General features: G+C 74.7%; 25 protein-coding genes. 10 read left to right on the top strand and 15 right to left on the bottom strand.

The features are described 5' to 3' along the window. Positions 1-85 precede the first annotated feature (85 nt). The 3 genes from BXA05_RS01650 to BXA05_RS01640 all read right to left on the bottom strand — a co-directional run bounded on the left by BXA05_RS01650 (position 86) and on the right by BXA05_RS01640 (position 3,641). Positions 86-1,543, bottom strand: a complete 1,458-nt coding sequence (locus BXA05_RS01650) for a M15 family metallopeptidase (RefSeq protein WP_076403524.1) — start codon at positions 1,541-1,543, stop codon at positions 86-88. A 347-nt stretch (positions 1,544-1,890) separates the two neighbouring features. Then, positions 1,891-3,162, bottom strand: a complete 1,272-nt coding sequence (locus BXA05_RS01645) for a threonine/serine exporter family protein (protein ID WP_061268307.1) — start codon at positions 3,160-3,162, stop codon at positions 1,891-1,893. 62 nt (positions 3,163-3,224) lie between these two features. Further along, positions 3,225-3,641 (bottom strand): hypothetical protein, encoded by a 417-nt coding sequence (locus BXA05_RS01640; RefSeq protein WP_061268306.1) that lies wholly within the window; start codon positions 3,639-3,641, stop codon positions 3,225-3,227. A gap of 124 nt (positions 3,642-3,765) precedes the next feature. On the opposite strand from BXA05_RS01640, the gene BXA05_RS01635 reads away from it, so the two are divergent. Both BXA05_RS01635 and BXA05_RS19205 read left to right on the top strand, forming a co-directional pair. Next, positions 3,766-4,476, top strand: coding sequence for an antibiotic biosynthesis monooxygenase (locus BXA05_RS01635; RefSeq protein WP_083711246.1), 711 nt, complete (start codon positions 3,766-3,768; stop codon positions 4,474-4,476). Positions 4,477-4,505: 29 nt separating this feature from the next. Continuing rightward, the gene (locus tag BXA05_RS19205; protein ID WP_083711244.1) at positions 4,506-6,107 is read left to right on the top strand and encodes a mechanosensitive ion channel family protein; all 1,602 of its coding nucleotides are present in this window, start codon (positions 4,506-4,508) and stop codon (positions 6,105-6,107) included. Between the two features lie 54 nt (positions 6,108-6,161). Here BXA05_RS19205 and surE read toward each other — a convergent pair whose 3' ends face one another. From surE to BXA05_RS01605, 5 genes are all read right to left on the bottom strand, one after another. Then, entirely contained in the window at positions 6,162-6,935 is a 774-nt protein-coding gene (gene surE / locus BXA05_RS01625) for a 5'/3'-nucleotidase SurE (RefSeq protein WP_076404056.1), read from the bottom strand. Positions 6,936-7,002: 67 nt separating this feature from the next. Continuing rightward, positions 7,003-8,013, bottom strand: a complete 1,011-nt coding sequence (locus tag BXA05_RS01620) for a 1-phosphofructokinase family hexose kinase (protein ID WP_083711243.1) — start codon at positions 8,011-8,013, stop codon at positions 7,003-7,005. A gap of 9 nt (positions 8,014-8,022) precedes the next feature. Then, positions 8,023-8,910 (bottom strand): glycerophosphodiester phosphodiesterase, encoded by an 888-nt coding sequence (locus BXA05_RS01615; protein ID WP_083711242.1) that lies wholly within the window; start codon positions 8,908-8,910, stop codon positions 8,023-8,025. A gap of 97 nt (positions 8,911-9,007) precedes the next feature. After that, positions 9,008-9,571: a TIGR03086 family metal-binding protein gene (locus BXA05_RS01610; RefSeq protein WP_076403523.1), complete on the bottom strand. Its 564-nt coding sequence runs from the start codon at positions 9,569-9,571 to the stop codon at positions 9,008-9,010. A gap of 121 nt (positions 9,572-9,692) precedes the next feature. Beyond that, positions 9,693-10,751, bottom strand: coding sequence for a 2,3-butanediol dehydrogenase (locus BXA05_RS01605; protein ID WP_021483082.1), 1,059 nt, complete (start codon positions 10,749-10,751; stop codon positions 9,693-9,695). A gap of 268 nt (positions 10,752-11,019) precedes the next feature. Here BXA05_RS01605 and BXA05_RS19505 point away from each other — a divergent pair, with 268 nt between their 5' ends. Then, the gene (locus BXA05_RS19505) at positions 11,020-12,165 is read left to right on the top strand and encodes a VanZ family protein (protein WP_170963117.1); all 1,146 of its coding nucleotides are present in this window, start codon (positions 11,020-11,022) and stop codon (positions 12,163-12,165) included. Here the strand turns inward: BXA05_RS19505 and BXA05_RS01595 are convergent. Then, positions 12,152-12,334 (bottom strand): hypothetical protein, encoded by a 183-nt coding sequence (locus BXA05_RS01595; RefSeq protein WP_076403521.1) that lies wholly within the window; start codon positions 12,332-12,334, stop codon positions 12,152-12,154. The two genes, BXA05_RS19505 and BXA05_RS01595, sit on opposite strands and share 14 nt — an antisense overlap. Before the next feature lie 264 nt (positions 12,335-12,598). Between BXA05_RS01595 and BXA05_RS01590 the strand changes: the two genes are divergently transcribed. Beyond that, positions 12,599-14,212 (top strand): class I SAM-dependent methyltransferase, encoded by a 1,614-nt coding sequence (locus BXA05_RS01590; protein ID WP_076403518.1) that lies wholly within the window; start codon positions 12,599-12,601, stop codon positions 14,210-14,212. A gap of 197 nt (positions 14,213-14,409) precedes the next feature. After that, on the top strand, positions 14,410-15,015 hold the full coding sequence (locus BXA05_RS01585; RefSeq protein WP_061269350.1) for a hypothetical protein: 606 nt from the start codon (positions 14,410-14,412) through the stop codon (positions 15,013-15,015). 243 nt (positions 15,016-15,258) lie between these two features. Here BXA05_RS01585 and BXA05_RS01580 read toward each other — a convergent pair whose 3' ends face one another. Then, entirely contained in the window at positions 15,259-15,861 is a 603-nt protein-coding gene (locus BXA05_RS01580; protein WP_076403516.1) for a pyridoxamine 5'-phosphate oxidase family protein, read from the bottom strand. Between the two features lie 48 nt (positions 15,862-15,909). On the opposite strand from BXA05_RS01580, the gene BXA05_RS01575 reads away from it, so the two are divergent. Next, positions 15,910-16,524 (top strand): DinB family protein, encoded by a 615-nt coding sequence (locus BXA05_RS01575; RefSeq protein ID WP_076403515.1) that lies wholly within the window; start codon positions 15,910-15,912, stop codon positions 16,522-16,524. A 31-nt stretch (positions 16,525-16,555) separates the two neighbouring features. On the opposite strand, the gene rlmC is transcribed toward BXA05_RS01575, so the two are convergent. Further along, a complete protein-coding gene (rlmC, locus tag BXA05_RS01570) occupies positions 16,556-17,680 on the bottom strand; it encodes a 23S rRNA (uracil(747)-C(5))-methyltransferase RlmC (RefSeq protein ID WP_076403513.1) in 1,125 nt (374 codons plus the stop codon). Positions 17,681-17,918: 238 nt separating this feature from the next. Here rlmC and BXA05_RS01565 point away from each other — a divergent pair, with 238 nt between their 5' ends. Then, entirely contained in the window at positions 17,919-19,565 is a 1,647-nt protein-coding gene (locus BXA05_RS01565) for a glucan endo-1,3-beta-glucosidase (protein WP_083711238.1), read from the top strand. Between the two features lie 116 nt (positions 19,566-19,681). On the opposite strand, the gene BXA05_RS01560 is transcribed toward BXA05_RS01565, so the two are convergent. Both BXA05_RS01560 and BXA05_RS01555 read right to left on the bottom strand, forming a co-directional pair. Continuing rightward, positions 19,682-19,969, bottom strand: coding sequence for a DUF4287 domain-containing protein (locus BXA05_RS01560; RefSeq protein ID WP_076403510.1), 288 nt, complete (start codon positions 19,967-19,969; stop codon positions 19,682-19,684). A gap of 71 nt (positions 19,970-20,040) precedes the next feature. Beyond that, entirely contained in the window at positions 20,041-20,280 is a 240-nt protein-coding gene (locus BXA05_RS01555; protein WP_043655044.1) for a three-helix bundle dimerization domain-containing protein, read from the bottom strand. Between the two features lie 218 nt (positions 20,281-20,498). Here BXA05_RS01555 and BXA05_RS01550 point away from each other — a divergent pair, with 218 nt between their 5' ends. Together BXA05_RS01550 and BXA05_RS01545 are read left to right on the top strand one after the other, a co-directional pair. Beyond that, positions 20,499-20,960, top strand: a complete 462-nt coding sequence (locus BXA05_RS01550) for an ATP-binding protein (RefSeq protein WP_206153853.1) — start codon at positions 20,499-20,501, stop codon at positions 20,958-20,960. Positions 20,961-21,031: 71 nt separating this feature from the next. After that, entirely contained in the window at positions 21,032-21,496 is a 465-nt protein-coding gene (locus tag BXA05_RS01545) for a hypothetical protein (protein WP_076403509.1), read from the top strand. A 483-nt stretch (positions 21,497-21,979) separates the two neighbouring features. On the opposite strand, the gene BXA05_RS19500 is transcribed toward BXA05_RS01545, so the two are convergent. After that, entirely contained in the window at positions 21,980-22,636 is a 657-nt protein-coding gene (locus BXA05_RS19500; protein ID WP_143311001.1) for a hypothetical protein, read from the bottom strand. Positions 22,637-23,402: 766 nt separating this feature from the next. Further along, positions 23,403-23,966 carry a hypothetical protein gene (locus BXA05_RS01535; protein WP_076403505.1) on the bottom strand — a complete coding sequence of 188 codons (564 nt, stop codon included), beginning with the start codon at positions 23,964-23,966 and terminating at the stop codon, positions 23,403-23,405. 362 nt (positions 23,967-24,328) lie between these two features. Here BXA05_RS01535 and BXA05_RS01530 point away from each other — a divergent pair, with 362 nt between their 5' ends. Next, positions 24,329-24,748, top strand: a complete 420-nt coding sequence (locus BXA05_RS01530; RefSeq protein ID WP_076403504.1) for a hypothetical protein — start codon at positions 24,329-24,331, stop codon at positions 24,746-24,748.

The raw sequence follows: 24,748 nt of genomic DNA, 5'->3' as shown, positions 1-24,748 counted from the left end.
CCGCGTCGCCGGGCACGGACGACGACGGCCCCGGTCCCGCGAGGTCGTCGCGGTGCCGGGGCCGTCGTCGTGGGGGAGCGGCCCGTCAGGAGATGTCGCCGTACTCCCAGTGCCAGGGCTCGTTCTTCGAGCCGCCGGCGCGGGCCCACTCGGGGTTCTCCCACCCGTAGGCCGGCGCGTTGGCGCGCATCCACTCGTACTGCGCGGTGCCGTAGCTCTGGATGCCGCCGCCGAGGTCGAGCGCGAGCGCCCAGCCGTGGTTCGACATGCCGGGCGGCGCCGCGAAGTAGCCGCGGGACGCCTTCACGGCGACCTGGGACGCGTACGAGCGGTACGAGTCCGTGACGGACAGGTTCGCGCCGAACGCCTCGCGGTACTTCTCGTTGAGGGCCTCGATCTGGTGGGCGGCGTCGCAGCGGAGCTGCTCGCCGGGCGCGAACGACAGCTCGCACAGCGCGCTCGCCGGGATCTGGCCGTTGCCGTAGCCCGCGGTGGACGTGGCCCACTGGTCGAGCTGGGCGGCGACCTCCTCGGCCGACGGCGGTCCGGGCACGACCTGGACGGTCACGCCCGAGCCGGCGGCGTCGAGCAGGGTCGTGAGCTCCGCCGTCAGCGCGGCGATCTCCTCCGTGCCGGCGGGAGCCGCCGGGTCCGCGGGTGCCTCGGCGTCTGCGGCCGGGGCACCGGCGTTCGCGTTCCCCGTACCGGTGGTGAGGTCGGGCGCGTCGGTCGCGGTGTCCGCGGCCGCCGCGTCCTCCTCGGGCGACTCGGTCGCCGCGTCGGCGCCGGCCGACGGCGCGGCGGCGTCCGTCCCGGGCGTGGCGTCGTCGGGCGCCGTGGCCAGGCCCGGCGTCGCGGTGCCGAGCTTCGGGACCGCGGCCTCGAGCTCGTCGAGCGGCGTGCGGGCCGAGGACCGGCTCGCACGGTCGTCGGCGCGGCCGTCGAGCGCGGGCACGCTCGCGCCGAGCGTCTCGGCGGCGGTGAGCGTGTCGTCGGTCGCGGGCTCCTCGGTGGCCTCGGCGGTCGCCGTGGCGCCGTCGTCCGGGCTCGCGAGCCCGGACCCCGCGGGGGAGCCGAGGAGCGTGGTGGCATCCTCGGACGGGGACGCCTCGGACACGGCCTCGCTGAGCCGCGTGCGCGCGTCCTCGATCTGGGCGACCTGCTCGGGCGTGAGCGCCGCGGCGCCCTCCCCGGTGAGGAACTGGGCCCGGACGAGCACGTCGCCCGCGGCGTCGACGGTCGCCGGGTCGGCCGTCGCCGGGGCGGCGGACGTCCCGAGGGACACGGGGGCGACCGCGGTGCCGGGGGTCGGCGCGCCGGCGGGCGCCGCCTCGGTCGCGTCGGTCGCCGCGGACGGCACCGCGCCGTTGGCGAAGGCCGCCGCGGCGGTGCTCGCGGTGAGCGCGACGGCCGCGACGGCGGCGCCGGTCCCGAGCGTGCGGCGGCGCCGGGGCGCGGCAGAGCCGGTCCCGTGCGTGCCACGGCGGGCAGCGGAGACGAGTGCGGCGGGGAACGAGGCCCGGCGCGCGGTGTGGCGGCCCATCTAGCGCGCCTCGCCGCGGACGGCGGGGTACGCGCCGGTGGTGCCGGTCGGGGTGGACGTGAGGTGCTGTGCAGTGGTCAAGCGGACGATCCGATCATCGGGTCGTGGTCGCGGGCATCGAGCGCGGCGCGCTCCGGTCCCTGGGCACCTGCGCAGGGGAGCGCGGGGTGACCACGACGGCGTGCGGTCGGGCGGGACGCGAGCGCGCCCTCTCACCACGACGCCGACAGGCACGGTCTCGGGGTGGACCGCGGAGGCCTGTCGGCTGTTCCATCTTCAACTAGACGGACGTCCAGAGGGGTGGGCTCACGAGGGGAAGCCCCGGGAATGGCGTGGGGACCGTGTGCTCAGGACGTGAAGAGGGTACGTGTCACGCGTCCTGCGTCGCGCGTGACCGCCGAGCCGACGAGCGTCCCGAGCGCGATCCCGAACACGGCGACGACCGCGTTCGCGATCTCCTGCGCGGCCTCCGGGCCCCCGTTCACGAGGTCGGAGAGACCCAGGAGGCTCAGGGCACCGGGCACGAGGAGCCAGAACGCGGGCAGCGTCGTGACGGCCGCCGGCGGCCCGTGCCGCGAGCGCTCGACGAGCGCGGCGAGCGGGGCGATGACGAGCGCCCCGAAGAACCCGGCGAGGGGCGCCGCGGCGAGCGACCCCAGGAGCTGGGCCGCGTAGGCGCCCAGCAGCACGAGCAGGACCCAGGGGAGCGACCCGCGCGGGGACGACGCGAAGAGCATCTGCCCCAGCCCGACGGCGAGGATCCCGACCCACGGCGCCCACCACCCGAGGTGGTCGCCCTGCGGTGCCGCGACGAGCGGGCCCCCGACGGCGGCGCCGGCGACGACGCCGAACACGAGGAGCAGGAGCTGCGCGACGCCGTAGACGAGCCGGCTCGCCCCCGCGACGATCTGGTTGCTCGTCAGCTCGATCGCCGCGACGGTGAGCACCGACCCGGGCAGGAACGACACGAGCGGCGGGACGAGCACGCTCAGCGGGTCGTCGCCCAGCCACGGGTGCACCACGTCCACGGCGAGGAGCGTGACGACGAACGCCGCGACGACGGGCAGGGCGGTCGCGAGCGTGGGCCACCGCGTGCCGAGCCAGCGCAGCGCCCCGACGAGCAGCCCGAGCGCGAGGTAGACGGGCAGGAGCGGGCCCGTCGGGTTGAGCACGAGGCCGAACCCGACGGTGAGCAGCCCGTGCCCGACGACGGTGAGCACGGGCCCGAACCGGGGCGGGCGGGCGACGATCGCGCGCAGCTGCGCCCGCGCGTCGGCGAGCGGGACGTCCGACGTGCGCAGGCGGCGCACGAGCGTCATGAGCGCCCCGATCTGGTCGAGGTTGAGACCGCTCGCCTCCGCGGCCGAGAAGTCCGCGACCGCGCCGCTCTCGGTGCTCACCCGGACGAAGACGCCCGTCGGCAGGACGAGGGTGCCGACGGTCGAGGCGCCCGACCGCCGGGCGACCGCCTCGAGGTCGTCCTCGACGTCGGTGACCGAGCGGCCGGAGTCGAGGAGCGCCGTCCCGAGCTCGCGCAGGAGGGGCACGAGGTCGGGCGAGACCTCGGGCGGCTCGGGCTCGGCAGCGAGCGGCGGTTCGTCGCCCAGCGCGCGCAGCACCCGGCGCACGACGCCCGGGGCACGCCGGACGTCGTCGAGCCAGGTCGCGTGCCGACGGCGGGTCAGGGCGGGCCCTCCGTGCTCACGGCGACGAGCGCGAGCAGGGCGTCCGCGTAGGCGTCGGCCGCGTCGGCGGCGCGGTGCTCGGCCGCCTCGCCGAGGACCTCGGTGCGCACGACGTACCCGTCGGCGGTCCGTTCGAGCGCGCGGAACGTGCCGCCGAGCAGCTCGCGGAGCTGGCCCTCCAGCGGGTGCCACAGCGCGTCCTCGAGCGCGACGGAGTCGAGCGCCCACTCCGTCGTGCCGTTGAAGCCGAGCACGACGCCGGTGTCGAACTCGTGCGGCTCGATGGTCATGTCGCTCACGGTGAAGACGTCGCCGTCGGCGCCGGTGGTGAGGAGGCGGAAGCGGTCGCCCGAGGCGGGGGACCACCGCACGCCCGCGTCGCGCAGGGCGAGCGCGAGCTCCCACGAGATCATGCCTGCCACGGTAGGCCCGGCCCGGCCGCCGCGCGCGTCGGCCCGCGTCCCGACCCGCGGGACGATCCGTCCCGCGCCTGCGCGCGTTCACGACCCGGAAACACCCGCCGCGTTCACTCGTCCCATGACCCACGACGTCCCCGGGGACGCGCGGCGGACCGGCGGCGACCCCGCCCGCGCCGTGCCCCCGAACCCGCCCGCCCGACCCCGCTCCGGCCCGGCCCTCGCCGGCGCCGGTCCCGTGACCGTCGCGATCGAGCGCCGCGTCCGGCCCGAGAACGTCCCCGCCGTCACGCGCTGGGTGCAGGACGGGGTCAACCTCGCCAACCGCTACCCGGGCTTCCTCGGCTCCGGCTGGGTGCGCGCGTCGGCCGGGTCGCACGACTGGCACATGCTGTACCGGTTCGCGGACGCCGCGACGCTCGACGCGTGGGAGACCTCGCCCGACCGGGTGGGCTGGCTCGCGCGGGGGCGGGACCTCGTCGAGGAGACGCGGGTCGAGCGCCGCACGGGCATCGAGGGCTGGTTCGACACCCCGACGTCTCCCGCGCCGTCGAGCGCGTCGGTCGTCGCGGCGCCGCCCCGCTGGAAGCAGTCCGTGAGCATCTGGCTCGGGTTCTTCCCGGTGAACCTCGCGTTCACCGTGCTCGTCGGGAGCCTGGTCCCGGCGTGGGACGCGGTGCCGGTCGTCCCGCGCGTGCTCGCCACGACGCTCGTCCTCACGCCCGTGATGACCTACCTCGTGCTGCCGCGCGTGACGCAGGTGCTCGCCCCGTGGCTGGCCCGCCCCCCGCGGTCCCGGGCGCCCCGCGCCCGTCGCGCGGCCCGGAGGTGACGGTCTCGCACCCTGCCTAGCCTGGGGGGATGGACACCGAGCTCGAGAACACGACCGACGTCCTGCTCACCCTCGGTGCGGTCGCGGCGGGCGTGGTCCTGGCGTTCGTGCTGGGGACGGTGATCTCCGCGGTCGTGCGGCGGGCCGGGCGGCGCAGCGAGCTGGCCCGGGACCTGTCGCGACGGCTCCGGCGGCCGGACCGCGCGGTCCTCACCGTCGTCGCCGTCTGGATCGCCGTGCGCGTCACCACCGACGCCGGGACGCCGTGGCGGCCCGCCGTCGAGCACCTGCTGCTCATCGCGCTCATCGTGGTCGGGGCGTGGTGGGTGGGCGCGATCGCGTTCGTGCTCGAGGACTCCGCGCTCCAGCGCTACCGCATGGACACCGCGGACAACCGGCACGCGCGCCGCGTCCGGACGCAGATCACGGTGCTGCGGCGGCTCACCGTCGCGGTGATCGTCGTGTGCGCGGTCGCGGGCATCCTGCTGACGTTCCCCGCAGCGCGCGCGGCGGGGGCGAGCCTCCTCGCGTCGGCCGGGCTCATCTCGATCGTCGCGGGGCTCGCGGCGCAGACGTCGCTCGCCAACGTCTTCGCGGGCATGCAGATCGCGTTCACCGACGCGATTCGCGTCGACGACGTCGTGGTGCTCGAGGGCGAGTGGGGGCGCATCGAGGAGATCACGATGACGTACGTCGTCGTGCACCTGTGGGACGACCGTCGGCTCATCATGCCGTCGACCTACTTCACGACGACGCCGTTCCAGAACTGGACGCGGCGCGCGGCCGACCTGCTGGGCACGGTCGAGCTCGACCTCGACTTCGAGGTGCCGGTCGGCCCGATGCGGGCCGAGCTGCGGCGGCTGCTGGGGCTCACGGACCTGTGGGACGAGCGCGTCGGCATCCTCCAGGTGACCGACGCCGTCGGGGGCCTCGTGCGCGTGCGCGCGCTCGTCAGCGCGTACGACGCCCCGACGCTGTTCGACCTGCGGTGCTTCGTGCGCGAGGGACTCGTCGACTGGTTGCAGCGCGCCGCGCCCCAGGGCCTGCCGCGCACGCGGCTCGAGCGCGCGGTGGACGCCCTGGACCTCGACGGGCCGGACGAGCGCGACGGGCTCGGCGCGCCGGACGGGGCCGACGCGCCCGGTGGCCCCGGCCGCGACGCCACGGACGACGGCGGTCCCGTCGCCCCGGCGCGGCCGCCCCGGCTCCCCGCCGAGCGCGGTGCGCGCCGCGCCGACGCGCCCGTCGTCCTCGGCACGATCCGGCGCGCGGGCCGGGGCGCGGGCGCCGCGCCGAGCGAGGACCCGACGCGGCTCGTCGGGGTCGTGCCGGGCCCGGACGACGGCGCAGGTCGTCCCGGCCGCACCGGGCCGACCGCGGCGGACGGGGGCGTCGACGCCGAGGCGCCGGGCAGCACCCGGCCGCTGCCCGCCGTCGGGCACGACGCCGACCTGCCCGAGGCCGCGGAGTCCGCCTTCTTCAGCGGGACGCCCGAGGGCGAGGAGCGCTCGCGGGCGTTCGCCGGGCCCGGCCAGGACGTCATCGAGGAGCGCGAGCGCACCGCCGAGCACGAGACGGTGCCGGACGAGACCCCCGACCACGACACCGGCGACGGTCGAGCACGTGGTTGACGACCGGATCGGCCGCGACGCGGTCGCGGATCCCGTGCTGGACGGCGAGGGTCGTCAGGCCAGGGGCGGGAGGGTGGGGATGTCGATGCTGGCGTCCGCGTAGGGGGCGACGAGGAGCGTCGCGGTGGCCCAGCCGCGCGTGAGCAGGCCGGTGTCGGAGTCGGGCTCGGAGTGCCGCTCGGTGCCCGAGTACTGGAGCACGAGGTGCCGGTCGCCGTCCTCGTGGATGTTCGCCTGGACGAGGCCGAACGACGCGAGGGGCGCCTGCCGCAGCCCGCGCAGGCGGTCGGGGGCGACGTCGGGCACGTTGACGTTGAGCGTGCGCCGGTCGAGCGGGACGTCGGTGGCGCTCCTGTCCATCCAGGCGAGCACGTGGTCGGTGACGAGCCGCGCGGTGTCCCAGTGCCGCGGCTCGGCGGCGTCGACCGAGACGGCGAGCGACCGGATGCCGTGCGTCATCGCGGACAGCGCCGCGCCGACGGTGCCCGAGTGCAGGATCGCGTTGCCCGTGTTCGCGCCCTTGTTGGCGCCCGAGAGCACGAGGTCGGGCCGCGGGCCGAACCCGCCGTACGCGGCGACGAACGCGATGAGCGCGGGGGCGGCGCGCACGGCGTAGGAGGTGACGTCGTCGGGCAGGCCGGGGGAACTACGCGGCTCGACGGCGAGCCGGCCGTCGCGCTCGGCGCCCAGCAGCGCGGCGCTCGCCCCGGACGACTCCCGGGCGGGTGCCGCGACGACGACCTCGTACCCGGCGTCGAGCGCCGCCCCGGCGAGCACCGCCAGGCCGGGGGAGTCGATCCCGTCGTCGTTGGTCACGAGTGCGCGCACGCGGTCCTCCTGAGGGTTCGGGTTCGGGTCCGGGTTCTGGTGCGGGGCCACGCTCCGCGGGCCCGCGTCAGGTCACGTCCTCGACCGTGACGCTGCGCGCGAAGCGCTCGATCTGGTCGCGGCGGCCCGTCCCGAGGCCCCGCCGCGTGACGTTGAGCGCCCCGGCCGCGGCGCCGAGCCGGACGGCGTCGGGCAGTCCGAGCCCGCGCCCCAGCCCGACGGCGATCCCCGCGGTCATCGAGTCGCCCGCGCCGCGGTGGTCGACGGTCGTGACGCGGGGCGTCGTGACCCGGTACGTGTGCTCGCGCGTGACGAGCAGCGAGGGGTCGTGCGCGCGGGACACGACGAGCGCGCGCGGGCCGGCGTCGACCATGGCGCGCGCGGACCGCAGGAGCGACTCCTCGGACTCGTCGTCGCTGAAGCCGCCCTCGACGAGCTCCTCGTGGCTCATCTTCAGCACGACCCCCGGCGCGTCGGCGACGGCCCGCGCCTGGTCGGCGGAGAGGTCCGCGACGACCTGGCGGTCCGAGGCGTGCAGGTCGTGGGCGAGGCGCCGGAAGAACGACGCGGGGACCCCGACGCCGGTCTCCGAGCCGGTGAGGATCGTGACGGCCGCGTCGAGCGCGCTGACCAGGACGGTGCTGTAGAGGTCGTCGACCTCGTGCCGGTTCAGGGGGTAGGGGTCCATCGTCACGAGCTCGGTGCGCTGGCCGCTGCGCCGGTCGTGGACGAACGCCCCGTTGCCGCCGGTGCCGACCGTGCGCAGCTCGAGGTTCTCGGTGCGGGCGAGGTGCGCCGCGACGCTGCCCGTCTCGCCGCCGAACGGCCCGCAGACCACGACGTGGGCCCCGAGCGAATAGGCCATGCGGGCGAGCCACAGGCCCTGCCCGCCCGGGTGGACGTGCACCTCGGGCGACGTCTCGGTCGGCCCGGCGGGCTCGATCTCGATCGCGAGCAGCGGGGTCAGGGCGAGCACGCACACCGCGGGAGACCGGGGCGCGCCGCCGGGCGCGGCAGGGCTCGTCGCGGTGCCGGGCGGGTGCGCGCCCGGGGGCGTCGGCGGGGTCGTCGCGCTCATCCGTCGAGGCTAGGGCGACGCGGCGAGGTCCACCTCTCGGGCGCCGGCGTGCGCGGCGGGGCCGAGCCGCGCGTCGAGCCAGCCGACGAGGCGGTCGGGTCGGTCGGTCATGATGCCGTCGACGCCCTGGACCAGGAGGTCGTCCCACTCGACCGGCGTGTCCGCGGTCCACACGTGCACGCGCAGGCCCGCGTCGCGCAGCGTCTCCACGAGGCCCGGCTCGTGCGCGAGGAGCGCGACCTCCGGGTGGCACCCCACGACCCCGAGGTCCGCGCACACCGCGACCAGCTCGTCCAGGCTGTCCGGGTGCAGCGCGAGCAGCAGCGCCCGGTCGAGGTGCGGCGCGGCGTCGCGCAGCGCGGCGACCGTGGGCGGCCAGAACGACTGGACGACCACCCGGTCCCCGATCCCGGCGGCGTCCACGACCCCCGTCACGAGCGCCGCGTCGTCCGCCGACCACACGCCCTTGAGCTCGACGAGCAGCTCCAGCCCGGGCCGCTCCGCGACGAACCGCGCCGCCTCCTCGAACGTGGGGACGCGCTGGCCCGCGAAAGCCCGCGCGAACGACGACCCGGCGTCCAGCGCGCGGACCTGCGCCAGCGTCAGTCCGTCCACGCGGCCGGTGCCGTCCGTCGTCTCGTCCACGACGTCGTCGTGCAGCACCACGACGTGCCGGTCGGCCGTGAGGTGCACGTCGAGCTCGATCGCGTCCGCGCCCGCGCGCCACGCCGCCTCGAACGCCGCGAGCGTGTTCTGCGGAGCGACGGACGAGTTGCCCCGGTGCCCGACGACGAGCGGCCGGCCCGCGCGGTCGGCGGCCGGTTCGAGGAGCCGGGCGCGACCCGGTGCGCCGGGCGGCTCCGCCGGCGTCCGGGGTGCGGTGCGGTCGAGCGGCATGGGGCCAGTCTCGCGCGCGGCGCGCCCGGCCGTCCTGCGCAGGACGCCGCGCGCCGGACGTTCCGCCGACGTTCACCCGGTCGTCGTGCGACGGCGGTCAGCGCGCGCGGCCGGTGAGCGCGAGGAGGCGCGTGAGGTCGTCGGCGCCGTCGGCGACGTCGAGGGGACCGCGGAAGAGCGGGCCGGGCTCGAGGAACGTCGAGCGCGCCTCGGCGTAGCGCAGCGCCCACGCGACGAGCGCCGGGTCGACCTCCTCGTCCCCGCCCGTCGCCCGGGCCAGGTCCCACGCGTGCACCACGAGGTCGAACGTCATCTGCGCGCAGTACTCCGCGCCCGACTCGTCGCCGTACGAGAGGTGCACGCGACGGTCGAGGGCGTCCGGCGCGAGGAACGCCTCGCGCGCCTGGACGGACGCGTCGACCCAGCGGTCGACGGGGTCGTCGCCCAGCACGTCCCCGTCGAACACGCCGCCGACGTCCTCGATCCAGCGGCCCGCGAGGAGCTCCGGGGCCCAGAGCTGCTCGGCCGTGACGTGGTTGACGAGGTCGCGCACGGTCCAGTCCGCGTCAGGCGTGGGGAGCGGCCAGCGGTCGTCGCGCAGCGGGCGCACGAGCGCGTCGAACGCGCCGATCGCGTCGCCGTGGGCGGCGAGGACGTCCATGCGGGCCTCCCGGGGCCGGGTGCTGCGGTGCTCCTCCACCGTGGCACGCCCCGCCGCGCACCGCAGGTCGAGCAGCGCGGCCCGCGGCCCCCGGGGACGGTGGGGGCCGCGGGCCGCCGTCTCACACCGACACGACGATCTTCACGTGGTCGTCCTTGTGGTCGATGAGCTCTCGGTACCCCTTCTCCACGACGTCCTCGACGGCGATACGGCTCGTCACGAACGGGGCGAGGTCGACCTTGCCCTCCTGCACGAGCCGGATCACGGCCGGGTGGTCGTCCGCGTACCCGATCGCGCCCTTGATGGTCAGCTCGCGGAGCAGGACCGTCATGACGTCGAGCGTCGGCGGCTCGGAGAACAGCGCCACGATCTGGAGCGTGCCGCCCGCCTTGAGCGCGCGGGTCAGCGTGTCGAGCACGGGCTGCGCGCCCGAGCACTCGATCGCGACGTCCGCGCCGCGGCCGTCCGTGAGCTCGAGGACGCGCGCGGCGACGTCGACCTCGCGCGGGTCGAGGACGTCGTCGGCCACCCCGGTCTCGAGCGCCTTGGCCTTGCGCGCCCCGCTCACCTCCGTGACGATCGCGCGCGCCCCGATCGCGTGCAGCACGGCGCACGTGAGCAGGCCGATCGGACCTGCGCCGCCGACGAGGACCGTGTCGCCCGCCTGCGCCCCGGAGAGGCGGACGCCGTGGTACGCGACGGCCAGCGGCTCGATGAGCGCCGCCTGGTCCAGCGGGACGTCGCCCACCGGGTGCACCCACCGCCGCTCGACCACGACGTGCTCCGCCAGCCCGCCGCCGCGGCCGGAGATGCCGATGAAGCCCATCTTCACGCACGCGTTGTAGAGCCCGTCACGGCACGGCGGGCACTCGCCGCACACCATGAACGGCTCGACGACGACCGCGTCCCCGACCGCGAGGCCCTCGACGCCCTCGCCGAGCTCCTCGACCACGCCGGAGAACTCGTGCCCGAACACGACGGGCAGCGTCTCGCCCGACAGGGGGTGCGGCTGCGTCTCCGACGGCGCCGGCGGGAACGGGCCCTCGAGGTAGAGGTGCAGGTCCGAGCCGCAGATCCCCGTCCACGCGGGCCGGATCTTCACGGTCCCCGGCCGGGTCTCGGGCTCCGGGACGTCCTCGATCCGGAGGTCTTCCTTGCCGTGGTACCGCGCCGCCTTCATCGTGCTCACCTCGTCCGTCGTGCCGCGCGCACCGGTCGGTGCGCGGCGGCCGGTCCCGGACCGGTCCTCGGTGCACCCGCGGCGACCCGTGGTTCCCGACCGCACCTCCACGGTAGGCCCGAGGCCCCGCCCCGGGCCGCGCCGAAGGTCCCGCCGGACGGGGCCGGTCGTCGTCGGCCGCGATACTGGGGCCCGTGACGCCGAACCCGACCCCGGACCCGACCGTGACGCGCGCCGCGCACCGTCCCGCGCAGGGCGGAGCCCGCGCGTGACCGACCGGTGGACGTGGCCCGCGTACGTCGGCCTGCTCGGGGGCGCCCTGCTCTTCGCCGCCTTCCTCGTGCCCGCGCTCGCGTGGCAGTACCGGCGGTACGGCCGCCTGAGCGGCCGACGTCTGCTCGGGGCGGCCGCCGTCGCGGTCTACGGGGTCGCGCTCGTCGCCTACACGCTCCTGCCGCTCCCGAGCGGCGACCTCGCGCGGTGGTGCGCGCAGTACGGCGTCGCGGGCGCCGAGCTCGTGCCGTTCCACTCGCTCGCGGACGTCCGACGGGACACGGCCGGGCTCGGGCTCGGCGCGACCCTGCGCAGCACGGCCGTGCTCCAGGTGGTCTTCAACGTCGTCCTGTTCGTCCCCTGGGGCGTGCTCGTGCGGCGCTACCTCGGCCGCGGGGTGCTCGTCACGACGCTGTCCGGCCTGCTCGTGGCGCTCCTCGTCGAGACCACGCAGTACACCGGGATCTTCGGCATCATCCCGTGCTCGTACCGGGTCGCCGACGTCGACGACGTGCTGACCAACACGCTCGGCGCGCTCCTCGGGGCGCTCGCGGCGCCCCTCCTGCTGCGCTGGATGCCGCGCGCGGGAGAGCTCGAGGCACGCCGCGAGGAGGCCCGGCCGGTGACCGTCTGGCGGCGGTGGCTCGGGATGCTGCTCGACGCGCTGCTCGTCACGGTGCTGGGCGTCGTGCTGCAGGTCGCCTACCGCACGGTGCTCTACGCGCTCGGGCGCCCGCTGCCCGACGGCGCGGACTGGGCCCAGTGGCTGCTCGGCACGCTCGTGCCGTTCGTGGTCGTGTTCGTGGTGCCGACGTTCCTCGGCAGCGGCGCCTCGTGGGGCCAGCGGACGGTGTGGCTCGCCCCGCGCTGGGCCGGGCGGCGCGGCACGACGGCGCAGCGCGTCGCCCGCGCGGCGGCGGGCGGAGCCCTGTGGGGCGCGCTCGGCCTGCTGAGCGACCTGCCGGCGGGCCTGTCTGCGGCGGTGGGGGTGGCCGCCTCGGTCGCGGCGCCGCTCGCGGCCCTGTTCGCGGTGGTGTCGGTCGTCGCGGTCCCGTTCACGCGCGGGCGCCGCGGGCTCTCGGGCGCGGTGAGCGGGGCGGAGCTCGTGGACGCTCGGGAGGTGCCGGTCAGCCCTCGGTGATCAGGCCGACGAGCAGGGCCACGGCGCCCCACACGACGAGGCCGCCGCCGACCGCGATCGCGATGCCGCTCGCACCCGTCGACCCGGCGCGGCGCGCGCCACGGGCGGCCGTCGCGGCCATCGCGAGGCCGGACACGACGAGCACAGCCCCTGCCACGATCCAGAACATCGCCCATACCGTCGCATACGGCGCGCCCTGCTGCATCGTGGACGGCCGTCCAGGTCTGGCGTGTCGCGTCGTGCGAACACGTGCCCGGACCCGCACGACCGCACCGTTCCGCGCCTCGTGAGCGCCCGTGCCCCGGACGCGGGCCCTGCGGGTGCTGCGTCCGGCCGCCCGAGACGTGAGACGGGTGGCGCCCAGGGCTGCGGCTGTCGGCCCGAGAGGTGAGACGGGTTGCGCCCGGGTGCCGGCTGGCCGCACCGTGTGCGGGTGCCCCTCCCCACCGACGGCCCGCCCGTGCGCCGCATCCTCTTCCCCGGCCGCCACCACGTCGTCACGCGCTACCAGGTCGACTACCTCCGGGCGCTGCGCGCCGGTCTCGTGCACGACCTCGACGGTCGGCGCGTGCGCTGCACCCCCGACGTCGAGGTCGTCTGGGTCGTGACGTCCGCCAACCACGCGGGCACGCGCCGCAACCCGCTGCCCGGGCACCGGCGCGAGGCGCTCGTCGAGAACGTCACGACCCGGGAGGGCCTCGCGTCCGTCGTCGTGCCCGTACCCGACGTCGCGCCCGACGACCGCTTCGCCCACCTCGTCGTGACGAGCGTCGCGACCGCGACCGGCGTCGCGCCGGACCCCGCGGACACCGTCGTCGCGTGCTCGACGCCGGCGCTCGTCGACGCCTACCGCGCGCTCGGCTACCGGGTCGCGGGGGTCGAGCTCGACGCCGCCGAGCCGGGCGGCGACCTCCCCGCGCGGCCGTGGGACGTCGTCGAGCAGATCGCCGCGGGGGACGAGCGCTGGCGCGACGTCGCGCACCCCGCCGTGCCGGAGTTCTTCGCGCGCTACCGGTTCGTCGAGGACGTCCGGCGCATCTTCGCCGACCCGGTCGTGTCCGGCGACGGCGACCTCACCTCGACGCGCGACTACCGCACGTACGCCGCCGCGTTCGAGGACGCGTCGGCGCGCAAGTGGGCCCAGGTCGCCCCGCACGTGCGGCCCGGGCGGATCGTCGACATCGGGTGCGCGACGGGCGGCCTCCTGGAGCACGTGGCGCGCGAGCCGCGCCTGCACGAGTCGGACCTGTTCGGCGTCGACGTCGCGCGGCACCTCGTCGCGGAGGCCGAGCACAAGAAGGCGCAGGGCGTGCTCGCGAACCCGCACGTGTGGTTCGTGCAGGCCAACATCCTCGACCGGTCCGTGATGCCCGACGCCTCCGTCGACACGACCCTCACCGTCGCGCTCACGCACGAGGTGTCGTCGTACGGGGACGGCGTGCGCGACGTCGAGACGTTCGCGCGCCGCGTCCACGCGCACACGCGGCCCGGCGGCGTGTGGATCAACTCGGACGTGTGCGGTCCCGCGGAGCCGGACCGGGTCGTCGTGCTCACGCTGCGGACCGACGACGGCGCCCCCGCGACCGGCGACGGCCCCGGCGGCGCACGCACCGACCTCGACGAGCTCGCGCGCGAGGACGTCGCGGCGTGGGTCGGGGCGCTCTCGACCGACGCCCGGCTCGTCCAGTTCGCGTACGACTTCCCCCGCCTCTCCGGGGCAGAGTTCCGGCCCGAGCGCGTGCGCCCCGGGTCGTGGCGGCTCACGCTGCGCGAGGCGATGGAGTTCCTCACGCGCAAGGACTACGTCGACAACTGGCTGTCCGAGAGCCACGAGCGCTTCTGCGACCTGACCGGCCCCCGGTGGGCCGACCTCCTCACCGCCGCCGGGTTCGAGCTCGAGCCGGGGAGCGGGGCGTGGCGCAACGAGTGGGTCGTCGAGCACGCGTTCACGCCCGTCGCCGCCCTGCACGACGCCACGACCGGCGAGCCCGTCGACTGGCCCGACACCCACGTCCTCACCGTCGCCCGCCGCCCCGAGCTCGCCTGACCTGCCCGCACTGCCGAGGTAGAGCCGCAGTCGCGCGGGCTCGCGAGGTAGAGCCCCTGTGGGCCGAGGTAGAGCCCTGGTCGCGCGAGGTAGAGCCCAGGTGGGCCGAGGTAGAGCCCAGGTCGTGACCTCGGCTCTACCTCACCGGACGGGCTCTCCCTCGGGAGGGCGTGGCGGCGTGGTCGTAGGCTCGGAGCGTGCTCCTCGACGCCCGCACGCTGCGCGGCCTCCAGGACGGGACGGTGACGCTGGCGTTCCGCCGCTGGACGACGCCGCGCGTGCGCGTCGGGACGCTCCAGCGCACGCAGGTGGGCGTCGTCGAGGTGACGTCGGTCGAGCGCGTGCCCGTCGGTCCGGACGGCGAGCCCGTCGTGTCCGACGACGAGGCCCGCCTCGCGGGGATGACCTCGCCCGAGCGCGTGCTCGCTCGGGGCGCCGGGCGCGAGGGGGACCTCTACCGCGTGGGCCTGCGGCTCGCCGGCCCGGACCCGCGCGTCGCGCTGCGCGAGGACGCGGACCTCGACGAGGACGCCGTCGAGCAGCTCCGCACCGCGCTGGCGCGGAAGGACCGGGCCGCCGCGGAGCCGTGGACCCGCCGGTACCTCGAGCTGATCGGCACGCACGAGGGTGTCGTCGCGCGCGAGCTCGCGGCCGGGCTCGGGATGGCCCGCGACGACTTCAAGGTGCGCGTGCGCCGGCTCAAGGAGCTCGGCCTCACCGAGAGCCTCGACGTCGGGTACCGCCTCTCGCCGCGCGGGAGGGCCTACCTCGCCGCGACGGCGGACGAGCGGCCCGCCTCGTGAGGTCGAGCTCCCTCGCGGGGCCAGGCCTCTACTCCGCGCGACCAGGCCTCCACTCCGCGCGACCAGGCCTCTACCTCGCGGACCTGGGCTCTACCTCGCGAGACCCCGCCTCTACCTCGCAGAACCGGGCCTCTACCTCGGCGAGGTAGAGGCCCGGTAGTGCCTGTCGGCGAGACGTGCGCGCGGAGGTGCGCCGCGGGCTCTCGGGTGCGCACGCACCGAGGAACCCGGCGTCATGAGGCGTCAGCGCCCGGGGGCTTCGCGTGGCGTCGTGGCCTCCACGGTGTGCGAGCCGTCGCCGATCGCCGGGAGGCCGTCGATGCTCGTGGTGTTCTTCGTGACGCGGTAGGCCTCGAGCTGCTCCGGAGTCTTACGGTCGGCCCAGCGGTCGAGCAGGTCCCGGTCCTCGACGAGGGCCATGCGCGGCACGGAGAACCCGCACGAGTCGGAGACCCGCGTCACGTCGACGACCACGACGCCGCGCTGACCCGCTGTCTCGCGCTTGGGGAAGCGGGCGCGCAGCGCGTCGAACTCCGGGCTGCCGGCCTCGACGTACCGGCCGGTCCCGTGGAAGCGGACGATGTTGGGCGGACCCTCGAACGCGCAGAACATCACGACGATCCGGCCGTTCTCGCGCAGGTGCGCCGGCGTCTCGGCGCCCGAGCCGGTGTAGTCCAGGTAGGCGACGCGGTGCGGCCCGAGCACCGCGAACGTCCCGGCCATGCCCTTGGGCGCGACGTTCACATGACCGTCCGCCGCGAGCGGCGCGGTGCCGACGAAGAACACCGGCTGCGCGAGGACGAACGCCGCCAGCCGGTCGGTGATCTCTGCGTGCACGGTGGCCATGAGGGGAGTCTGGCACCGGTGTGGGCGGGCGTCGGTAGCGTCCGGTGGATGAGCACGAGGACGGCACCGGACCACGACCCCAAGGCGACGCTGCTGCGGTACCTGAGCCGGGAGCGCGACGCGCTGCTCGCCAAGGCGGAGGGGCTGAGCGAGTACGACGTCCGCCGTCCGCTCACGCGCACCGGCACGAACGTCCTGGGCCTGGTGAAGCACGTGGGCAGCGTGCAGCTCGGCTACCTGCACGAGGCGTTCGGCGGCACGCACGACCTGGACATGCCCTGGTTCGCCGACGACGCAGAGGTGAACGCCGACATGTGGGCCACGGCGGACGAGAGCCGGGAGGAGATCCTGGAGCTCTTCCGCCGGTCGTCGGAGCTGTGCGACGCGACCGTGGCGTCGCTCGACCTCGACGCGCCCGGGCACGTCCCGTGGTGGCGCCCGGGGAACCGGGACGTCACGCTCCACCAGGTGCTCGTGCACGTCCTCGCGGAGGTGGCGCACCACGCCGGCCACGCCGACATCGTGCGCGAGCTCGTCGACGGCGCGGCGGGTGACGGGCGGGGCAACCTGCCCGCGCTGGGCGACGACGAGTGGGCCGCCTACCGGGCGCGCGTCGAGTCCGCGGCCGTCGAGGCGTCCCGACGCGCGGGGGAGCGCCCCTGAGCCGCGCGGCGCTCGCGGACGCCGGGCGAGGTCAGGCGCGCTCGAGCAGGACCGCGACCTCGTAGTGCGACGTCTGCGGGAACATGTCGAGCACGCGTGCCTCGCGCGGTCGGAGCGACGGCATGAGGGCCAGGTCGCGCGCGAGCGTCGTCGCGTTGCAGCTCGAGTAGACGACGTGCCCGACGCCGGACCGCTCCAGCCAGGTGCTGAGCGTCTCCCCGATGCCGCGCCGCGGCGGGTTCACGACGACGAGGTCCGGCACGTCCTGCCGTGAGAGGGCGAACGCGGTCGCGTCCTCGGCGAGGAAGGTCGTGCGGTCGAGCCCGGCGTCGCGCGCGGTGAGCCGTGCGCTCGCGACGGCCTCGGCGCTCGTCTCGACGCCGACGACGTCGCGACCGGGCCCCGCGACGTGCAGCGCGAACCCGCCCACGCCGCAGTAGAGGTCCCAGACCGTGGCGGGTGCGGCGTCCTCCACCCAGGCCCGGCCCTGGCGGTAGAGGGCCGCGGCGACGTCGGTGTTGGTCTGGAAGAAGCTCTGCGGGCGCAGGTGGAGGTCGATCCCGTTGACGTGCATCCGCAGCGTCTCGGCCTCGGTGAGGACGATCTCGGTCTCGCCCTCGACGACGGCCTTGTGCTCGGGGTGCAGGTTCACGGACACGACGCGCAGCGACGGGAGAGCGTCGAGCAGGGCAGGCAGGTGCTTGCGGACCCGCGGCACGGACTCGGTGGACCGCAGGACGAACCGCGCCATGAGGTCGCCGTCGGGGGAGAGGGTGACGAGGACGTACTTGAGCTCGCCGCGCCGCGTGCGGACGTCGTAGGGGACGAGCCGCGCGCGCGTGACGAACGCCGCGAACGCGGGGAACGACGCCTGGAGCGCGGGCGGGTAGAGCGGGCAGTCGGTGAGGTCGACGCCGCCGCCCTCCGCGAGGATCCCGAGCACCGGGGCGTCGGTGGTGCCGGTGACGACCATCTTCGCCTTGTTGCGGAAGCCGGACTCGGCGGACTCGACCGTCGGCAGCCAGGCGAGGTCCGGGCCGAGCGGGGCGAGGAGCTCGGCGCAGTGCTCCTGCTTGCCGGTGACCTGCGCGGGGTACGCGAGGTCGAGGAGGGTGCACGACCGGCACCGGCCGGCGTCGTAGTGGTGGCACTGCACTCGTTCGAGTCTACGGGCGACCGGCTCCCTCCCGGGGGGCCGCGCGCGGAGGGAGCGCCGCGGCGTCGATCCATGGTCCCCAGCACGCCGCACCGGACTCGGGGGAGCGCTCCCTGGCGTCGCGGGCCGCTGTCCGTTACGGTCGTGGCAGCGCTTCCACACCTCCTGTGGCAACGCTGTCGCCGGAACGGTCCGGCGACCGGTTTCGACGGAGCAACCGAACAGGAGCAGATCCGGTATGCCTCACGACAGGAAGAACAGCAGCAGACGAGCGTGGGCCGCGCTGTGCGCCGCGGTCCTCGCGGTGAGCGGGGCGCTGGTCGGCGTGGCGGCGCCCGCGAGCGCGGTCCCCGCGACCATCCCGCTGACGATCACCAACGACTCGGGCAGGGGGCCGATCTACCTGTACGTCCTCGGCGAGCGCGACGGCGTCGCCGGCTGGGCGGACGCGGGCGGCACGTTCCACCCGTGGCCCGGCGGGGTCGGGCCCGTGCCCGTCCCGGCGCCCGACGCGTCGATCGCCGGCCCCGGCCCCGGTCAGTCCGTGACGATCCGGCTCCCGAAGCTGTCCGGGCGCGTCTACTACTCGTACGGCCAGAAGATGACGTTCCAGATCGTGCTCGACGGGCGGCTCGTCCAGCCCGCCGTCCAGAACGACTCCGACCCCAACCGGAACATCCTCTTCAACTGGACCGAGTACACGCTCAACGACGGCGGCCTGTGGATCAACAGCACGCAGGTGGACCACTGGTCGGCGCCCTACCAGGTGGGCGTCCAGCGCGCCGACGGGCAGGTCCTCAGCACGGGCATGCTCAAGCCGAACGGCTACGAGGCGTTCTACACGGCCCTCGAGAGCGCGGGGTGGGGCGGGCTCGTGCAGCGCGCGCCCGACGGGAGCCGCCTGCGCGCGCTCAACCCGTCGCACGGGATCGACGTCGGGAAGATCTCGTCGGCCTCGATCGACTCCTACGTCACCGAGGTGTGGAACTCGTACCGCACGCGCGACATGGTCGTCACGCCGTTCTCCCACGAGCCCGGCACGCAGTTCCGCGGCCGGGTCGAGGGCGACTGGTTCCGCTTCAGGAACGGGTCCGGGCAGGAGGTCGCCGCGTTCAAGAAGCCCGACGCGTCGAGCGTGTACGGGTGCCACAAGGACCTACAGGCGCCCAACGACCACGTCGTCGGGCCGATCGCCCGCACCCTGTGCGCCGCGCTCGTCCGCACTACGGCGCTGACGAACCCGAACCAGCCGGACGCCAGCAACGCCGGCTTCTACCAGGACGCCCGCACCAACGTGTACGCGAAGCTCGCGCACCAGCAGATGGCGAACGGCAAGGCGTACGCGTTCGCGTTCGACGACGTCGGCGCGCACGAGTCGCTCGTCCACGACGGCAACCCCCAGGCCGCGTACATCAAGCTCGACCCGTTCACCGGCACGGCGACACCCATCGGGAACGGCGGTAGCACCGAGCAGCCGGGCACCCCCGGCGGTCTGCCCACCGGGACGGGCGCGCTCCGCATCGGGAGCACGCTGTGCCTCGACGTCCCGTGGGCCGACCCGACCGACACCAACCAGGTCCAGCTCGCCACCTGCAGCGGCAACGCGGCGCAGCAGTGGACGCGCGGCACCGACGGGACCGTGAGAGCCCTCGGCAAGTGCCTCGACGTCGCGCGCAGCGGGACGGCCGACGGCACCGCCGTGTGGATCTACACGTGCAACGCCACCGGCGCGCAGAAGTGGACGTACGACTCCGCGACCAAGGCCCTGCGCAACCCGCAGTCCGGCAAGTGCCTCGACGCCCAGGGCGGCGCACCGCTGCGTGACGGCCAGAAGGTCCAGCTCTGGACCTGCAACCAGACCGACGCCCAGCGCTGGACGCTCTGACCACGCCCGTCGCCCGCGCGGCCCCGCGGCCCCGGTGCCCGACGACGCCCGCTCCCGGGACGTCGTCGGGCACCGGCGTGCGGGCCGGGCGACGGCCGCGCCGGGCCCGCCGGGTGTCAGGCCGGCCGGGTCGCCTTGCCGTCGAGCCACAGCGTGTCGGAGTCGTCGCGGTGCGAGCCGTCGGACCCCACGTGCTTCGCCGAGATCTGCGGGCCCTTCGTGATGACGTGGACCATCGCCATGCCGTGCCCGCGGCCCAGGCCGTAGTCGTCCCTGAGCCACTCGAGGATCGGGGTCGCCTTCGTCGTCTCGTCGAACCCGCGCTCGTGGGCGAGGTCGACCAGCTGGCGCGGGGTCAGACCGGTCTTGTCCTCGACCGCGTCGAGATAGGCCTGGAAGGACATGCGAGCTCCTCGTCGTCGGGGCAGGTCGATCGACCCGCCGCGAACGTACCGACGACCGCCCACACCCGGAGTCATCGGTCGGGGCGCACGCTCCCGCGGGGCGGCCGGTGCGCCCGCTCGCCCGAGCGCAGCACGTCCATCACCGCGTTCTCCACCAGCACCGGCACGAAGTCGCGCACGTGCGCGGCCTGGTACCGGCCCAGCTCGGCGAGCACCTGCTCGCGGACGTCGTCCACGGGCACGTCCGGGAAGCGCGTGCTGACCCGCTCCACCACGACGTCGATCTCGCGGTCCTCGTCCTCGATCGCCATGGTCCGACGGTCCGGCCGCACCCGTCCCGCGCGCAACCAACGGCGGATGAACGGGCGGTGTCGGCCCGCGGTCGGGCCGCCGTCGGGCCGCTGACCAGCCCGGTCCCGGTGGCCGGGCCGGCGGGCTCCCGGTGAGCCGGGCGGGACGGGGTGCGGGCCGGGGGTTCGCGTGTCAGGGTGGCCGCTCCGCTCCTTCAAGCCGCTGGAGGTACCCCCGCGTGGACGACCAGACCCTGATCGACGTCCCCCTCGACGACGCCGACCTCATCACGTCGATGCCGCCCGAGGAGTACCAGTTCGTGGAGGAGTGGGTGCTCTCCACGACGGAGGAGCTCTCCGCGCTGCGCGCCGGCCTCGTGGCGACGCTCGAGAGCCAGGGCGTCGCGTCGACCGGTCGGCTCTCGTCCACGCCGGACAAGCTCGTCCTCATCGCCTCGGAGCTCGCGACCAACGCTCTGCGCCACGGCCTGCCCCCGACGATCGTGCGCCTCGCCCGCAGCGGCGACCGGTTCCTCCTCGAGGTCGCCGACCACGACGTGTCCTCCGAGCCCGTCTACGCCGGTCGCCGCATCCCCGGCGCGGGCGGCGTCGGCCTGCACATGGCCCGCCAGCTCTCGCTCGACGTCGGCTGGTACCGGACCGACGACGTCAAGACCGTCTGGGCGACGTTCACGGCCTGAGCGTCTGCTGACCACGGCGCGGGGCGCCGACCGGCGGTCCACCAGGGCGTGGGCATCCACCGGGCCGCGCCGTGAGAGACGCCGCATCATCGCTCCTGGTCCCGCTCGTCGGCGGCGACTGGGGCGACGCCGCACAGGCCGCCGGCGCGCTCGGCCTCGTCGCCGTCCTGTCCCTCGCGACGTTCCTCTGGTCCCTCCCCGAGCTCGGCGCCGGTCGGGGCCCGTGGGCGGCTGTCCTCGACCGCACCGGCCAGGACGTTCGGGCAGACCCGCGCCTCCTCGCTCGCCACCGCGACCCTGTGGTCCGACGTCTCCTGGCCCTCGTCATCGTCCAGTCGCTTGCGGCCGCGCTCACGACCCTGGCCCTCGCGGCCAGCGCGCAGCTCCCCGAGGTGATCCCGCTCGTCGACGTCGAGCCCCTTGTCCCTCAGCGTCCGGGCGACCTCATCGTGAACGTCTCCACCGCGGACACGCGGGCCGGGCTCGACTCGCTCGCGGAGCGGATCGCCGCCGAGCATCGACGATCCGATAGCTGACGCAAGACGCATCGTCGTTGGCGCTGGGGAGTGACTACACCTCAGCGCACGCCTCGCCATAGGACGGGTGCCCGGCGACGACGAACGTCGAGCCGTCGGACTCGAGGACGCTCACGTGCTCGGCGCCGAGCCCCTTGACGGCCTCGCAGACGGCGATCGCGCTCTGCGCTTCCGCGCTGCCCGCGTCACTGCGCGGGTCGGCGATCGTGGTCTCGACCTCGATGCGCCCCGGCTCGGTCTCGGTGGCCTTGGTGACGACGTCGCCGGCGACGGCCTGGGCGTCGGCGGTCCGGTCGACGGGGGCGCTCGCCTCGGCCTCGGTCGAGGTCTCGGTCGCGGGAGCCGCGGTGGCTTCGTCGGGTGCGTCGCCCGAGCACGCGGACAGGGTAAGCGACAGGGCCAGGATCGCGCGGCGGCGAAGGTACGTCTCATGCCGGGGAGCCTATGGCGTTGCTTGGTGCGATCAGGCGTTGCGTCCGGTATTCACCCGATGTCGTATGCGTCAATGTGTGGCCCCCAGTGCTCTGGCCACGGAGCGGGACGCCAGCCATCAGGGCGTGCACCCTCGTAGCCGCCGGTCTTCCATGCGCGCCCGTCGATGTCGACCCAGGACAGTTCCACTAGGGGAGCGGCTTGGATGTTGCGTGCGGTGTTCTCCTTAAGTTCCCGCCACTTCCCGCGCCACGTTGCAGTCTCGCCGGGCGGCAGTATGGAGAAACTCTTGTACTCGTCTTCGGGGATGACGACCCAGAAGAGATCTTGCCGTTCCGCCCCGTTATCAACAACGGTAATTGCGCTGATGCAACTGAGGTTTCTGACCGGTGCGTCGCTGCGATTCGTGACCGATATGGTGGTGATGCCACGGGTCAGTGTGCCCGTCGTCGTGGCCGTGAGGAGGCCTGCGTCACGTCGTGCGTCTCGCTCGGCGAGCCACCTACGTTCTGCAGCTTCTTCTGCTGCTTCCTCAGCGCGCTGCTGGGCAGCCGCCACGGCCTGCTCGTGCCGGAGGCGGTCATCCCGCGCGTTCCCGCGCTGCGCGATCCACAGCGCGATTCCGGCGGCGGCGAGGGCGGCCGCTGCGCCGACCCACTCGCCGACCGTCCCCATGGCGAATGTCCTGCCTCGAACGCCTGCGGTCACGATCGCTCCTACCGCGCCTCCGCCAAGGAGCGAAACAGAGGCCAGCGTGATGGCACCTTGCGTCGTCAAGCGCTTCCTCTTGGGCACGGCGGTACCCCAGCGTGCCAGTCGCTGTCGAATCCCCCCCCCCGGACACACAGGCGCGCCGTTCGCAGGTCGTGATCGATCGGGCAGATGTTCAGGATGAGTGAGGCGACACCGGCCCTATCTTTTGTGTCATGTGGGGAGAACTGTGGTCGGTCCTCGGTCCTCTTGTTGGTGTGGGAGTCGGTGGACTCGTCACCTGGTGGACCCAACGCGGCCTTACAGCGCGTCAGGAGGAGGCCGCGGCGGCGCGGTCGCTCCTCGAACGCAGGCAAGCGGCCTACGAGAAGTTCTTTGCGACCGCGACGACCGCCAGCCTGTATCGCGCGATGTTCCTCGCGAGCACCGCGTCGCTCGAGGAGCTCGGGGGTCGGTCGTGGCCTCGGAGGTCGCGTTGGCTGGCGTGAAGTTCATCGCTCCGCCGGATACCAGCGTCGCTGCGCATCGCCTGAACGAGGCCGCCTATCTTGCCGAGGCTGGTGCCTCGGAAACGGAGAGGGCGGAGAACGCTGCCGAACTCACGGCAGCACTCGACGAGTTTCTCCGGCTTGCCCGCCGCGACGTTGGTGCAGGCGCGCCCGCGACGGGGCCCGCCCCCGTGCATCTCTGGGTCGCCAAGAAGGACGTTGGGGGCGGACCAGCGAGCGAATCTCCCGATCGTTAACCCCGCGTGGACGGGCGCCTAGACAGCGAGCAGGGCGGCGTCCGTGTCCGGTGTCTGGGTGTGCGTCCGTCGGGCCCGGACCGCGGACACCCGGGCGCAGACGCTCGTCCGGCCGAGGCCGAGCTCGTCGGCGATCGCGCGTCCGGACGGGCCCGTCTTCAGCGCGAGTCGGTCGATCTCGTCGAGGCGCTCGGCCACGCGGCCGCGGGCAGCCGTCCGGATCCTCCGGACACCGTCCGGGTATCCGCCGTCGGTCCGGGTGTCCGCCGTCTTGCTGTCCATGGTGTGCAGCAGCTCGGGCGTGCTCTTGACGACGAGCTCGACCGGCGCCAGCTCGCCGACGACGGCGTCCGCGTCCGCCTGTCCGGCGCTCGCGGACGTCGTCTTGGTGTCCGCGTCCGTTGCGGTCACGGCGTCCGGGCGGGCGGCGAAAGCGACGTCCACGACGACGTGCGCGGCGGCCAGCGTCATGAACGGGAATATGCCGGCCAGCGCCGCGCCGACGGCACCCTGCCAGCTCTGCGGGCCCGCGTCCCAGGCGTGCGCGGCGTTGATCGCGGACGAGACCTGGTGAGCACCCACACGAGCGTCCACGCGGGCCGGGCGCTCTGTCCGCGGTGCGCGCGCAGGAGCGCGGCCCGGCCGAGGGCATCCCGGTGCGGGCGTGGATCACGCAGCGCTAGAGCGGCGAGGGGCGCGTCGACGGTGAGGCTGTCGCGTGGGCGGGCCGCCAGGTCCACGTGCGCTACCTGTTAGCGGCTATCGGCACTGTTTGCGCAGGTCAGGCAGCCGAGTGGAGCTCTGACGTTGCCCGTAGCGCCTGCTGCAGAGCCGGTCGGGTCGGGGTTTCCCGAGACAAGGATCACGGTCGGGCGTACTGTCCCAGGCACCAGCAGGGGGCTCCAGGAGTTCGCGCACGCTCCCGATGAGAGAGGAGCGTAGAAATGAACGAATCGATCGCTTTGCGTACACGCAAGGGGTTGATCCCCCTTGCTGTGCTGGCAACAATCCTGGTTGCCCTACTCGTTGGCGCTCGCCCGGCAGCCGCAGCAGCGGCGTGCGCAGCTGCTGAGAACGCCCAGGCCGAGGTTGCCCAGCTTCACGTCGCCAGCGAGCTCCAGGGCATCGATGAGCGGAGCGCTGTCGACACCGATGACGGCGGGGTCATCGTCACGCCGCAGGTCATCACCTGGACGCCCTACGACGGTTTCCACATCACGTCGTCTGCGAACTGTCAGTCCCGTATGGCGTACCTGAAGAAGGTGGCACCGGACTTCAAGTCATGGAAGTGCCAGCGGTTCTACGTGCCGGGCTGCCCGACCGGGTACTACTACTGGATGGTCATGGTGGGGACGAACTACTGA

Source organism: Cellulosimicrobium funkei, from assembly GCF_900155925.1.
Taxonomy (GTDB): Bacteria; Actinomycetota; Actinomycetes; order Actinomycetales; family Cellulomonadaceae; genus Cellulosimicrobium; species Cellulosimicrobium funkei.
Note: the sequence above shows the minus strand (reverse complement) of the source record. Positions and strands in the feature narration are given on the sequence as shown.

Excerpts from the sequence above, each read along its gene's own strand:
- BXA05_RS01580 (WP_076403516.1), bottom strand. The coding sequence starts at position 15,861 with ATGGCCACCGTGCACGCAGAGATCACCGACCGGCTGGCGGCGTTCGTC.
- BXA05_RS01595 (WP_076403521.1), bottom strand. The coding sequence starts at position 12,334 with ATGTTCTGGATCGTGGCAGGGGCTGTGCTCGTCGTGTCCGGCCTCGCG.
- BXA05_RS01565 (WP_083711238.1), top strand. The coding sequence starts at position 17,919 with ATGCCTCACGACAGGAAGAACAGCAGCAGACGAGCGTGGGCCGCGCTG.
- BXA05_RS01610 (WP_076403523.1), bottom strand. The coding sequence starts at position 9,571 with ATGGACGTCCTCGCCGCCCACGGCGACGCGATCGGCGCGTTCGACGCG.
- BXA05_RS01560 (WP_076403510.1), bottom strand. The coding sequence starts at position 19,969 with ATGTCCTTCCAGGCCTATCTCGACGCGGTCGAGGACAAGACCGGTCTG.
- BXA05_RS01650 (WP_076403524.1), bottom strand. The coding sequence starts at position 1,543 with ATGGGCCGCCACACCGCGCGCCGGGCCTCGTTCCCCGCCGCACTCGTC.
- BXA05_RS01620 (WP_083711243.1), bottom strand. The coding sequence starts at position 8,013 with ATGAGCGCGACGACCCCGCCGACGCCCCCGGGCGCGCACCCGCCCGGC.
- BXA05_RS01640 (WP_061268306.1), bottom strand. The coding sequence starts at position 3,641 with ATGATCTCGTGGGAGCTCGCGCTCGCCCTGCGCGACGCGGGCGTGCGG.
- BXA05_RS01635 (WP_083711246.1), top strand. The coding sequence starts at position 3,766 with ATGACCCACGACGTCCCCGGGGACGCGCGGCGGACCGGCGGCGACCCC.
- BXA05_RS01615 (WP_083711242.1), bottom strand. The coding sequence starts at position 8,910 with ATGCCGCTCGACCGCACCGCACCCCGGACGCCGGCGGAGCCGCCCGGC.
- BXA05_RS01605 (WP_021483082.1), bottom strand. The coding sequence starts at position 10,751 with ATGAAGGCGGCGCGGTACCACGGCAAGGAAGACCTCCGGATCGAGGAC.
- BXA05_RS01555 (WP_043655044.1), bottom strand. The coding sequence starts at position 20,280 with ATGGCGATCGAGGACGAGGACCGCGAGATCGACGTCGTGGTGGAGCGG.
- BXA05_RS01575 (WP_076403515.1), top strand. The coding sequence starts at position 15,910 with ATGAGCACGAGGACGGCACCGGACCACGACCCCAAGGCGACGCTGCTG.
- BXA05_RS19205 (WP_083711244.1), top strand. The coding sequence starts at position 4,506 with ATGGACACCGAGCTCGAGAACACGACCGACGTCCTGCTCACCCTCGGT.
- BXA05_RS01530 (WP_076403504.1), top strand. The coding sequence starts at position 24,329 with ATGAACGAATCGATCGCTTTGCGTACACGCAAGGGGTTGATCCCCCTT.